The sequence below is a fragment of the Roseateles depolymerans genome (genome assembly GCF_003387155.1).
GTDB classification, from domain to species: Bacteria; Pseudomonadota; Gammaproteobacteria; order Burkholderiales; family Burkholderiaceae_C; genus Roseateles; species Roseateles depolymerans.
Window position 1 is genome coordinate 1,343,305 of record NZ_QUMT01000001.1, and the last position, 12,110, is coordinate 1,355,414.

General features: G+C 61.6%; 12 protein-coding genes. 5 read left to right on the forward strand and 7 right to left on the reverse strand.

Translation table 11 applies throughout. The features are described from left to right. Positions 1 to 106: 106 nt before the first annotated feature. From DES44_RS05960 to DES44_RS05970, 3 genes are all read right to left on the reverse strand, one after another. Positions 107 to 1,222: a hypothetical protein gene (locus tag DES44_RS05960; RefSeq protein WP_058935789.1), complete on the reverse strand. Its 1,116-nt coding sequence runs from the start codon at positions 1,220 to 1,222 to the stop codon at positions 107 to 109. After that, positions 1,212 to 4,622, reverse strand: coding sequence for a hypothetical protein (locus tag DES44_RS05965; protein ID WP_147306970.1), 3,411 nt, complete (start codon positions 4,620 to 4,622; stop codon positions 1,212 to 1,214). The genes DES44_RS05960 and DES44_RS05965 overlap by 11 nt, the downstream gene beginning before the upstream one ends. A gap of 120 nt (positions 4,623 to 4,742) precedes the next feature. Next, the gene (locus DES44_RS05970) at positions 4,743 to 5,156 is read right to left on the reverse strand and encodes a hypothetical protein (RefSeq protein ID WP_058935787.1); all 414 of its coding nucleotides are present in this window, start codon (positions 5,154 to 5,156) and stop codon (positions 4,743 to 4,745) included. A gap of 189 nt (positions 5,157 to 5,345) precedes the next feature. Between DES44_RS05970 and lexA the strand changes: the two genes are divergently transcribed. From lexA to DES44_RS05995, 5 genes are all read left to right on the forward strand, one after another. Further along, entirely contained in the window at positions 5,346 to 5,945 is a 600-nt protein-coding gene (lexA, locus tag DES44_RS05975) for a transcriptional repressor LexA (RefSeq protein ID WP_058935786.1), read from the forward strand. A gap of 128 nt (positions 5,946 to 6,073) precedes the next feature. Further along, positions 6,074 to 6,442: a hypothetical protein gene (locus DES44_RS05980; protein ID WP_058935785.1), complete on the forward strand. Its 369-nt coding sequence runs from the start codon at positions 6,074 to 6,076 to the stop codon at positions 6,440 to 6,442. A 28-nt stretch (positions 6,443 to 6,470) separates the two neighbouring features. Next, a complete protein-coding gene (locus tag DES44_RS05985) occupies positions 6,471 to 6,860 on the forward strand; it encodes a hypothetical protein (RefSeq protein ID WP_147306971.1) in 390 nt (129 codons plus the stop codon). 3 nt (positions 6,861 to 6,863) lie between these two features. Continuing rightward, positions 6,864 to 7,454: a hypothetical protein gene (locus tag DES44_RS05990; RefSeq protein ID WP_058935783.1), complete on the forward strand. Its 591-nt coding sequence runs from the start codon at positions 6,864 to 6,866 to the stop codon at positions 7,452 to 7,454. Further along, positions 7,451 to 8,800 carry a transposase gene (locus DES44_RS05995; RefSeq protein ID WP_147306972.1) on the forward strand — a complete coding sequence of 450 codons (1,350 nt, stop codon included), beginning with the start codon at positions 7,451 to 7,453 and terminating at the stop codon, positions 8,798 to 8,800. The genes DES44_RS05990 and DES44_RS05995 overlap by 4 nt, the downstream gene beginning before the upstream one ends. A gap of 169 nt (positions 8,801 to 8,969) precedes the next feature. On the opposite strand, the gene DES44_RS06000 is transcribed toward DES44_RS05995, so the two are convergent. From DES44_RS06000 to DES44_RS06015, 4 genes are all read right to left on the reverse strand, one after another. Further along, positions 8,970 to 9,155, reverse strand: a complete 186-nt coding sequence (locus tag DES44_RS06000) for a hypothetical protein (RefSeq protein WP_058935781.1) — start codon at positions 9,153 to 9,155, stop codon at positions 8,970 to 8,972. Positions 9,156 to 10,196: 1,041 nt separating this feature from the next. Beyond that, positions 10,197 to 10,694, reverse strand: coding sequence for a hypothetical protein (locus DES44_RS06005; protein ID WP_058935780.1), 498 nt, complete (start codon positions 10,692 to 10,694; stop codon positions 10,197 to 10,199). After that, complete coding sequence (locus DES44_RS06010) at positions 10,691 to 11,296, reverse strand: hypothetical protein (RefSeq protein ID WP_058935779.1); 606 nt, start codon at positions 11,294 to 11,296, stop codon at positions 10,691 to 10,693. The genes DES44_RS06005 and DES44_RS06010 overlap by 4 nt, the downstream gene beginning before the upstream one ends. 164 nt (positions 11,297 to 11,460) lie before the next feature. After that, positions 11,461 to 11,997, reverse strand: a complete 537-nt coding sequence (locus DES44_RS06015) for a carboxymuconolactone decarboxylase family protein (RefSeq protein ID WP_058935778.1) — start codon at positions 11,995 to 11,997, stop codon at positions 11,461 to 11,463. Positions 11,998 to 12,110: the final 113 nt, after the last annotated feature.

Here is a 12,110-nt window from a genome sequence, read left to right on the forward strand (position 1 = left end):
TAGCGGACTATAGTCAGTGGCCGCTAACAATTAGCAGCACGCTGCGCCTCCGAAGACGCGGAACTTGAAGAAGTTGCTCAACAGCGGGCGCCTGGAAGCCTAGAGGTCAATCAGGGCGGCCTACGGCCCTCCGGACGCGCTCTTCGCCATCGCGAATGAGCTCCATGACTCTTTCGTAGGTCAGAGAGACCTCGCGCCGCCACCCCGGCGCGTGCACCCGCTCAAGGTGCCGGCGCAATGCATCAGAAAGCGCGATTGCGTCGTTCCTCGGCCACCATGCTGAAAGCGCATCCGCGAGGCCAGAAAGGGAGTCCAGGTCCGTGCCGTACTGGAAGATTAGGTTGGCCTGCAGACGTAGGTGCTTGTCGAACGTTGCAAAGAGATAGCGGGTCTGTCCTTCTTCGCCTTCTGCGTTCACCTTGGCGGTGAAGTCACTTAGCTGCGTCAGGTCCCATGCTGCGTTTCTCACGCCGCGAATAGCAGCTTCACGGTCGGTCGAATGCCTATTCTTGAATACGTCCTTCTTGGGCGGGGAATTCGGAGCCAAGAACACCATGGCTAGCAATGCGCCTGGGGCCCCAAAAGTGAAATCGCTCACCATCCAGTCCATCAGCTCCTTAACGCGCTGCAGCGGCGTCAAGGGCTTGGCCTCAAGTTCAAGGATTCGGAGTGCAATGACGTAGTTGCGGTTCCAGCGTCTCAAAGGACGGGAAAGGTCGCCATCCGGCGGGCCTGGGAGGTCTACTGGACGAAGGCGCAATGTCGGGCTGCGCCCAAGGGCCACATCAAGCGTCTCCTGCGCATGCGCAGAGTCCGCGAGCCTAAATAGCCGCAGTTCGTTTAGAGCTACGTCATTGCCTTCCCGATGGGCCAACTCGTGGAAGGCAGCACCAGGCTCAATTTCAATGTCGTGGCATTGGCAAAGTCCGAGGAGCGCCGCGGCTAGGCGCCGCTGTTCGTTGCCTACAACCGTTTCACCGGCTGCTAGTTGCGCCATGCGAGAGACGACGTTCCGGTCAGGCAGCAGCACCATCTGCACGCCATGTGCATGTTCGTAGCACAGGGCCGCTGTTGACAGGAGACCCATCTCGGGAGGGAGGTAGCCGGGAATGCAAATCCCGGCATCCGTTAGTTGCTGCCCCACGACCTCCAGGTCGTCGACGGGGAATCCTTCAGGCAGACGGAGCCAGGTCGTGTGCAGTTCGCTTGACTCAAACGCCATTCGTCGAGTCCTTCTTGATGACGCGTGCTGGCTGGCGGTTACGGCGGGCGCTTTGATAGCGAAGCTTCCAGCATGGACCGTCACGAGTCAATGTCTCATAGGTCCACTTAAATGACAGCGCGCAAAGTGTCGGCTCCTCAGTGTCTGCAATCGCGGAGAGCTGCAGAACCCCGCCGCCGGCGACGGGCTGGAGATGGAATCCCTGAAGTGCCGCATCCGTTACTAAGAACATCTCGCCGGGCGCCACGAGACCAGCATAGACAATGGTGTCTCGGTAGTGACCGACATAGGCCCTGTCATTGCCAAATCCGCCTCGCATTGAAAGGCGCTCGCTCTCCTCGAGCGCTCGAGTGTTCGAGAGCTTGCGCAAGTCCCCTAGCCAGGTCGGGTCTGTAACACGTGGGACGAGCAGAACCGCCGTCTCGCCATCGGCAAGCTGTTGCTTGAACTCGTCAAGGACGCGAACGAACTGTGCGCGGGTGCTAGCCAGCTTGACCTGAGGGCCGAGTTGCTTGACGACTTGCGCAACTGCTGTGGAGCGCATTCGGGCCACGACATGGCGAGCGAGGAGCTCCACTTCGTTAGAAGACTTGGCCGCTAGCCGCGGCAATGTGAGCCTACCTTTCGGGTAACCGGTGATACGCCAATGGGCCTGTAAAGCGGCTGCGACAGGCACATCCTGCTGCTCGACAAGTTCTGGGCCAAAGGGATAGCCAGCAGCCTCAAGGGCCAAGACGGCGCTCACCTCGGAAGCTAGCGCCTGACAGGCCGCGTCGCTAACCTCCGCTTTAACGAGGTCTTCCTTCTGGACTTGCTGAAGTTGACTGCGAATCTCGCCGAGAACCGTCTTGACCCTATCGACAGTTACGGCGAAGTTGCCATTGCCGGGCAGCACTTGCTGCCACAACGCAGTGAACGCACCTTCAAACTGGTCGTCAAGCGCGGACTGCAGGAGGTGCAGCACATGGTCCAACTCTCGGCGGCGGTCATTGGCCTCAATCCATTGCTTAAACACCGACTCGAGCTCAGGCGCGACGGCCTCCCAGCCTGCCTCGGCCAGCACACATAGGCAGAAGGCCTGACCATCACGGACGTCTTCCAAGCTATCGGCCGAACGAAGGGAAATCAGTCTTCCCGGGACCTGACCTCTCCAGCTGTCCTTTGCAACTCGCTTCACCACACTATCTAGGCGGGCACGGTATCCTGACTGATAGCTGCCATCCAGGACGTACTGGCGCACGAGGCCAAGGAGAAAGTCTTGCGGACCCTCATATGGACGCTCCCTTTCTCCCCCATCACTTTCGTTTGAGAGCTGCCCGAGGAGCACGGCACGAAGTGCGGTCGCCGCTCTTGCGACCTGAGCCGCATCCTGCTGCCGCGCTTCATGGCCGAGAGTAGCTGCGAGGGCCGAGCAACAATCTCGCCAGAAGTTCGTTAACGCGACAGCCCAAGCTTCGTTCGCAAGCGCTGTGTCATCGCCGTACCCGCGAAGAAGCGCTGCCTTTACCTCCACCCAAGGCCGAAGAGTTGTTTGAATCGTCAGCTGCCAAGGTTCGGCAATGTAGGCGTCATTTCGGTCGTCGAGTACGAACTCCAATTGCCGCCGCCAGCGCAGCAGACTGTCGAGCATTCGCAGCAGTCCTTGTGCTTCTGTTCCACGTACGGCGTGAGCGGTCAACGCGACCGAGCCGATGGCATGCTGGGTCAGTAGCGTCAGCGGCTCAACTTCCTTCCCCCACTCAAGCCATTCCTCTTCGAACGGAACGATTGCTTCGTTCTTCAAAGACTCCCAGGAGCCCAGAACATCGGCCAGCAGCCCTTGATAGCGTGACGCAACCGGCTCGGGCAGTGACGTTACGTCGTGTGCCATCGTGGAGTGGAAGGTCGCTCGATACAGCGCCAGGCGTTCATCGCCCCACTCCAGTACGCGATAGACGAAGTGCTGCTGTCGCCGTAGGAAGAGCTCGCGGACTCGAAGATTGCGGGTTTCTCGGTCCCTACGGAACAGCCGCTTAGGAGTTGCCGCGGCGGACTGCGCGAAATGCGGGTCAGCATGGGCGACTGCCAGCGCGCTGGTAAGGATGTCGTCGATGACCTGAACCCAGTGGTCCAGACTCGACCCTCCGAAATAGCTAGTCCGACTGGACGTCAGCACCTGGTTGTCTACAGCGCCGTTGTCATCGATGCAAAACGACGCTTCCAGTAGGTCGTCGAACAGCTCCAGTAGCGCCAGAAGTTGCTCATCAAAATCCCGGGTACTTACGTTGGAGATTGCTGAGACTATGTCGGCACGAGCTTCCTCAAGGCAGTCCATGACCGTAAGGTCGTGGTCGTAGAAATCGACCGAACGATAGCTAACGGCTCTGCGAATGAGCCAGCATTCAAACCAGTTCAGAGCCGTTGGGCCAGTTGTCCCCGCTAGCGCATCACCAAAGGCGAGCTGCTCAGGTTCAGGAAGCGCGTTGAGGACGAACATTGGACCGTCGCGCCGGTATAGCCGGGCCTTAACGCCCGCGACAGGACTCCCCTTGAGCGCGCGTCTCCGCCAGCTGCGGTAAGCCAATTCGATGAGGCCATACCGCACGTTTGTGACAAGCCGCCGCCCCTTAAAGCTGCACTTCAGCGCGTAGTCGAGCCGTTGCATCGACACAGGGCTGGAAGTGAATGCCGGGTTCTTTCCGGTGACGGCTTCCATCAAATCGTCACCGACCATGAGGCGGTGCTTTATGGGCGACTGGGCAAGAACGTGTGCAGCATTGCGTCGCCACTCGCTGGGCCAAGCGATGCTTACTGCGTAGGCGTTTCTGGCACGACGCCGTCCTTCCGGAGTTGCGAAGTCGAACGTGCGCACAAGAAACATGGCCGTCAAGCCAACATTCAGAGCAAGCCAAACGGCCCCTGCAATCAACCATCCGAAAGCGGTCCAAGGAGACACAGCTCCGACGAGAGCAAGGTGAACGGTCAAGCCCAGCACGAGCATCAGGCTCGAGATGCCGGTTACCTTGGCTCCGCTTCGGACCAAGTAGGACTGCAGAGTCGCCTTTGTAGCTTGCTGGCGCTGGAGAAATATCGTTGCGAAGCTAAATACCAAGGGGTACACGACAGCGACGATGGCCACCTGAGTACCGAGCAGGGCTCCGAACAACGTATCTACTGAGAATTTGTCTGCATCCCGAGGGCCGAAGTTGAACAAGCCCGGGTACGGCGGTGGAAACCAATGCAGGCCCACCGAGACGACACCGAAGGCTAGGAGCAGCAAGAGCGCGGCATGAACAGGCCGCCGTCCCGCAGCGAGGAAGAGCGTGCTGAGGCTGCCCGGGGAAAACTTGCGCCGCGATGGATTGGTCTTCTGCCAGTTGCGCCACTCTCTTTCGACGCCATTCTTTAACGAAGATGCCACCGGAACTCCCCCTCTACGGAACTGCCATTAGTTGCGTGCTGAGCGCATTTTTCGCTTGGTTAGCTTAGGCACACCAAGTATTTCCCGCCGGATGCAGGAGCAAGCGGCTGGCATCGGCGCCTATTGCCGAAGGAAGTCTGCTGACTTCCAGCCGGTGTCGTTGGGCCGCTTGACCTCAAGAACCTTCCACGCGTTGTTCGAGGTGTCGCCGCGCATGGCGCGGGCCAGCTGCGACATCGAGCTGTACGTTTCACCCTCCCACACGATGCGCCCGCCAGCGACGGTCGCGACCTTCCATTCGCCGAAGTACTTCGTCCGGACTTCAGTGCCATCCGGCAGGAATAGCGCATCCCACTGGACGCCGGCCTTAGCCCGCGGCAGCGCATCGACATCTTCTGCCGTGCGGTCCACGAAATCCCACGCGACGTCAGCGAGCAGCGTGGCCACGCCACGAGGCTGGCGCCGCGCCAACTCGGCGTACAGGTCGAGCGGAATCGGCACGCACACGAAATCGTCGAGAGAAGGCGTAGTCATGGCAGCTCCTTAGACAGTGAAAACTATTGTAGTTCTTCGTAGCACTATTGCAAGCATTCAGCTTCCGTCACGACTTACAGCGCAACTCTTTGGGCACTATCGTTTCAAAAAACTCCTTATGTGACAACAGCTTGCATTCATTACTGTACAACCGTACAGTAGTCTCCGAACAAGCACTCGGAGCACCAATTGCAGGCTGTCGCCACCGCCAATGACCAGCGCCACCTCGCCATCCTGAGGACGCACTGGAAGGCCCACAAGAGCTTCCCGAGCCTCGCCAACCTGGCGGGCCAACTCGGCATGAGCTCGACCGGCTCAGTCTTCGAGATGGTCGCCCGGCTGGAAGACGCGGGCTACCTGACGCGTCGAGACGGTCGAGTAGCTCCTGGCCGGCGATTCTTCGCCTACCCCGTGCTCGGCACCGTCCGCGCCGGCGGGCCGCAACCCGCCAGCGATGAAGAACTCGACTTCCTGTCTGTCGAGGAGCTGCTCATCCGCGAGCCCAACAAGACAGCGATGTGCCATGTGCGCGGCGACTCGATGCGCGATGCCGGCCTGCTGGATGGCGACGTCGTCATCGTCGAAACCCAATCCATCGTCGAGCCCGGCGACATCGTCGTTGCTGCGGTCGACGGGCAGTTGACCGTCAAGTACCTGCGCCGGGACGGTGGGTCGTATTTCCTCGAGCCGGCCAATCCGAGCTACGAGCCCATCTACCCGCAGTCGTCGCTGGACATCGTCGGCCTGGTGACTGGGTCCGTCCGGACCATCAAGAAGCAGCGGAGGTGACCCACTGAACACCTCTCGCCCGAGCGGCTAGCCCGCACCCCGTTGCATTCCGCGAAAGCGTGCCGCGAGCGCGCCTGGCGGAGCTTTGCCTGAACCGATTGCTGCCTCAAGAGGCGCAAGGAGCACCCATGTCGATTTTCATCCCACCCACCACGGCCGAGCAGCCCGATGCCGTGCTGACCAGCTGGCGCGCATTTGAAGTTGAAGTGCCAGGTCTTGCTGGTCCGACCATTCACATCGCCGGATACATCGGCGCGGAAGGCTGCGGCCGTGTGACGTCACCCATCGAAGAGCTTGATGCCGCCAATCGCAGCGTCGTCACGTCCAGCGGCAGGGTCTATCAATTGCGCGGCGCACCGGGCCTCAACGGCGACGCCGAATACGTGTGGGCGAAGTGGCAGCGCCTCTGGAAGACGACGGTGCTGGCGGACGCCACAGCGGACCTGCTGCGCCAGTTCGACGGCGCAAGGCCACCGCAGGAGCGCCGGCATGTGTGAACCCTGGTCCTTTGAGGATGGGCCTATCGTGGCCGAGCGCATCAAGCGCGAATACGCCGCAGCCCTGCTTAGCGCGCTGCCCGATGTCGCAAGCGCGGCAGGCTGTCCAGAGCCGGTTGTCGAAGGCTACAAGTCCATCGCAACCGTGATGCTGCGCTCCGCGCGCAGATGCCAGGCGGTTGCCGACCCTCGGCTCATCACCTCGCGTACTCACTTGGCCAGAGAAGCAGGGGCTGCGCGGTCGCTCTTCGATGCCGTTCGCTTGCACCTGATTGCGCGGCAGCTCAACGCGTTGAGCCTGCAGGACAACTGGCTGCCTGACCTTGAGCTCGTGCTGATTGCCGAGCAGCAGGTGGAGGCGTTCCTGGAAGACATCGAGCTGCCGCTTCCAAGCAATGAAGGGGGGAGGCCGCCGTGAACCTTGAACGAAGTCCAAAGCAGTGCCGAGGTGAGCCGCTGGTCCGCCAGCATTTGGGACCTAATCGCTCGCTTGATAGCGATGGCGCTCTACCGGAAGGAGGAGCTGCCGCTCATGCCCGCGGGCCCCGCCGACAAAGGTGCATACGCCCGCAGCCTGTGCGCCGTCGTCGAGCATTGGTCGGACGGCGAGGAGACACGCCGCGCTCGCGTCGGTACCGCTCAGCTCACCATGGGACCTCGGCCATGCGACTACGTTTGCGAGCTGTGGGATGACCTGACGGGAACGCGCAAGTCCGTGCAGTTCAGGCATGCGCCGGAGGTGCTGCAGCATTGGGACTTGCTGGTGCGCGCGGTGTGCTGGGCCGACCACAACCAGCCGGCTCTGCCTGCACGTCCGCCATTGCGCCTGCCTCCTGTGTTCGAGGAAGGCGGGAAAGAGTGCATCAGCCTTGGCAAGCTCTGCGTCCAAGCTCACGGCGGGTTCCGAAATTGGTTGGCCCGCCAAGGCATTGAGCCGCGGTTCCCTGGGGGTACGGGCAGTGGCATCGTGCCGGCCCAACTCTTTGCCGACTTCGTGGAGCGCGCCCTGTGATTGCCGGCGGCATCGAAATCAGCAGTGCGCCTCCAAGAGCGGCGCCGCCTCGACGCACGAAGGCTCGCCGCAGCCCTTCCGCTGGCGCTCGTTATTTCTCGTCCAAGCGAGCCATCGACGAGGGGTACCTGGTGACCATCTGCCGATGGGACCCGGCTCGGGTGCGCCGCGAGTTCGCCCGTATCCGCTGGGGTAGCCATCTCTGCATGCCGTGTCCGCATTGCGGGACGCTCGACGAGCATCGGTGGTACGAGGAGCGCGGGGTCTGGCGCTGTCTCAACGGTGCATGCCGCAAGTACTTCGGGGTGACAACCGGGACCCTGTTCGATGCACATCAGCGAGACCTGCGCAACATCTACATCGAGACCTTCCTGTGGTCCTGCGGCGCTGCCGGTATCCCGGCGCTCACAGTCCGAGCCATGGTCGGCACGGTCAGCTACAACACGTCGTTCTCGACCATCCAGAAGGTGCGCGAAGGACTCGCGCGCGGGCACAACGCAGGATTGATTGCGGGCGTTGTGGAGATTGACGGGGCGCACGCCTCCGGCCATGACGCGGCGGGCAAGCGCGGACGGCCGTTGGCGCAACAGCGGCCCAAGGGGCAAGCGGAGATGGACGCGCAAGCCCAATCGGTGATGGATGCGTTCAACCGCAAGCAAGACCAGAAGCGGCTCACACCGGCACAGCGCCGGGCATTGAAGGCTGAGAACGAAGAGCTGAGGCGCGACGGTCTGGTCCGAGACCCCAACACCGGCGCCATCCTGCCGCACAACCGGCGGATGGTGATGACGCTGCGCCGCCGCACAGGTAACCCTGGTGACGGCTCGGTCTGGACCAAGGTCGGCGTTGGCATGGCGGAGACGCCCGAGGTGGCCGAGTACCTGGCACATCGCCACGTGCTGATGCCGGAATCCATCCTTGCGACCGACCTGGGCGTTGCGTTCTCGAAGCTGGGCAAGAAGTTCCGACTACATACGACGGTCAACCACAGCGAAACCCTGGTAGGACCGAATGGCGAGCACGTGAACATGGCCGAGAGCTTCACGGCACGCCAGGACCGCGCCGAGGCCGGCATCTACCTCAACATCGAGCCGAAGTACTTGCACGAGTACGCGTGCGAGACGGCCTTCCGAGAGGACCATCGCCGAGTGAGCCCGCGGTTGAAGACCGAGAAGCTGCTGTTCTGGGCGCTCAACGTCGGCAAGTCGCAGTACTGGCGCAACTACACAGCCGGTGAGAACAGGCAGTTCGAAGAACTCGTGCCCAAGCGTCGGGCAGTGGGTGCGAGCAGCGGGCCGAGGAAGCGCGTGCCTGGCCAGGAGATGGAGATTCGGCCTCCAAGGTAGTCGCGACAGCCGCAATTACGGAAGTGCTCCGTAACGCGCCGTAATGGTGAGGTGTCTACTCGTGCCACTGCGTGGGTACGTGGCCCTGTGCGCTCAGCAACTGCCACGCTGCTGTTTCAAGGTCGTACAAAGCGTCCTCGGTTAGCAGCAGCGAAATGCCGTTTCCTTCCTACAGGAACGGGCCCGACAAGTTGAACAGTTCGTTCCAGTCCACCGCAAGCTGAACGTCATGACCGTTCAAGTGAACTGTAATGGTCACGCCGGCCTGCTGAGTGACCGGGTCGACAAACGCATGCACGGTGGCAGTTCGACCGGAACCGATGCCGACAGGTGCGCTGTTCAGGCTAGCGTTCATTCGAGAAGCATCCTTTCGGCATGTAGCCGACTGAGTGAAATTGGTCACGTGTAGGTAGCAGCTTTGCCCGCTGACCTACTTGGCTACGGTGACACTCGGAGTTAGGGAGGATTGAGATGCACGACCAAGCAACGCTCGTCAAAGGGAGCGGGCGCGTTGGAGCGCCAGGGACTGAGGTGACGATTGAGGCTGTTGAAGCGGTCTACACGTCCAGCAGCGCGGCGAACGCCGCAGAAACGTTTTGCTGTGCAGGCTGCGGGGTGAGCGTCATCGCAGTCATTACGGACCAGACCAAGATAGGCCGAAAGAAGAGTCCGACGTCTTATTTCAGAGCGACGCCGGTCTCCCACAAGCCGTCTTGTCGGCCACCGACAGCAGTTAGCAAACCAACCACGGCTTCCCGGCCCGGGACAAAGCCTGCCAGCCCAACCAAGGCATCTCTTCCAACGGCTTGGGATGACTCACCGGACACAACCACCGGGCCTGCAACGAAGGGTGGTGCTGGGTCGACGTCAGGGGCCGGCCCTGGCGCACGTTCAGGAACCTCTATGTCGGGAGCTGGCACAAGTCGCAGCAAGTCAAAGCGAGTAGAGCGCTTCGCTGCTGAATGGAAAACGATGCCTCCAGCTACGCGAGCCGCGACAGAACTACTTGCAGGGTGGAATGCAGGCGGGACCTACGACTCCGCATTCTTCGACCTATCAGCGTTCCTCCTAGCCGGAGCGTCGCCAACCAGAACTGCGATTTATCGTGGAACCATTGCAAACGTCAGGAAGGGCACGAGCGGCTACATCTTGACTCTCGTAGAGAAGCACAAGGACGGACGTGAACTACGTGTCTGGGTCCAAAACTTCGTCAGCACCTCCGGCCCTGCGGGCGTCCGGTTGTGGAACCGCCTTACAGCTGGTTCCGTGCTCCCAGGTGCTGAAGTGTTTGCGCTGGGTGAGTTCCTTATCAACCACCGACCAACGGTTGCTTGGTATTCGCTGCCCATCACGACTGGAAATCACGTCTGGGTTCCATAAATCGCTGATGGGCGACCTAGCGCGATGGAACCCACCGCCATCGCGCCGGCTCATGCCCATCGAGCGCCTCGACTTCCAGCCGCTCGACTTCACCCCGCTGCGCCATGACCCGAAGCGGGTTGCGCACAGAGGTCTTCTTCCATGCTTCCCTGACCTCCGGCGAATGGAAGTCGAGCTCGAACTTCAAGGTGAGGTGCCAGGCCACTTCGACGGTGCTGACCGACTCGGGATACGCGGCTTGCAGGAATGCTTTGATGGCCTCGTTCCTGGCCCCGCGCGGGCCGTACCTGTGCCGCCAGGCGCGGACGGGCTCAATGGCGGTAGGGTTCAGGTTCGGGTTGTAGGCGCGAATCAGCTTGTCGCACGCTTCTCGCTCGCTGCCGGCCTTGGCAAGTCGCTGCTCCACCTCTGCCTTGATGGTCTCAAGGCGCTGGACGTAAGCGTCAGCTCGGGCTCGGGTCTCGACCAGGCCCTTGAGAAAACTGGGAATGCGGACCATCGTCTCGTGTGTCATGGGTCATCCTGTTGGTTGACCTCCACTTCGACGCCCAGCGAGCCCGCCCGGGCCTGAAAGCTGGTCAGCGTGAGGGGCGCTGCATGCGCCAGACGCCACCGGCCCAATCGACTGGGGAGACCCGAGTTCGGCATTGCCTCGACTTCTCCGCGCTCTCGGAGTTCACCGAGCCGGCGCCGAACGCAGCCGTCTTGCCACCGCGACCTATGGTTCTTGGTCGCGAACTGGAAGTTGAACGTCGCAACCAGGAAGTCGCCAATCTCGCTAGTCGAGGCGCCCAGGGGACCCACCATGTGCAAGAACGCTCTCATCGCGCCCATGAACTCGCCTCGCTTGCCATGCTGGCCAATCCAACCTCGCTTCGCAGTGATGGAGTGCGGGTCAAATTCCGCATGGAAGGCTTCAATAAGCGTGTCGCAGGAATTGCGCTGCTCAAGCGCACGCCGCAGCTCATCCTGGATTTCTCCAAGGACGACGCTGAGGCGTTGAACATGGCCATCGGCACGGGCTCGGTTGTCGATGAGCGTCTTCAGGTACGAAGGAACTCGGCGGGTTTCGAAGGTAAGGTTTGGAGCGACCATACCGGGGTACAGCGACCCCAAACACCTCTCCGAGCCGCCTCAATGGCCGCTGTTACAAGTCTGGGTAATCCTCGGCGTAACACCCTTTTCGGGAGTGACCGGGTGGCGACGCTCAACGCTGTTCCGCCTTCGGTCCCCCTTCATGCAAGGGCCAAGACCGTGGACAACCGCTCGGCCTCTGATGCTCACGCCACCTTCGGGAAGTCCAGCTCGGTGTCGTTCACCCGGTTCACCAGGTTGGTGAAGCCGATCATCGATACCGTCAGCAAGGCCTCGATGACCTGCTGCTCGGTGTAGCCGGCGTCGATCACGGCCTGCAGCACCTCAGCCGGCACCGTGCCGCGAGTGGTCTGCACGATGCGCACGAAATGCAGCAGCGCATCGAGCTTGGCCTGACCGGTGGCCGCGCCGGCACGGATCTGCGGCAGCGCTTCCGGCGACAGACCGACCATGCGGCCCACCATCGTGTGGGCGGCGACGCAATAGTCACAGCCGTTGATCTCGCTGACAGCCAGGCGGATGGCCTCCACCTCCTGCCGGCTCAGCGCTCCCTTCGACAGCGCGGCATCGGCGCCGAGCAGCGTGGAGAGCGACTGGGGGCTGTAGCCGCCGATGGTCGCGTAGGCATTGGGCACCTTGCCAACGGCCTTCTTGACCTGCGCGAACAGGGCTGAGGCGTCGCTGGAGAGTTGGTCCTGGGGAATGAGGGGGATGCGGGACATGATGTGAACTCCGGGTTGGGACCGCTGCGCTCCTTGCACTGCGGATGGGAGAACTTTAGGCCGCTCAGTTGAAATGATCTGCATCCTATAATCGCAACATCATGCTCCTACGT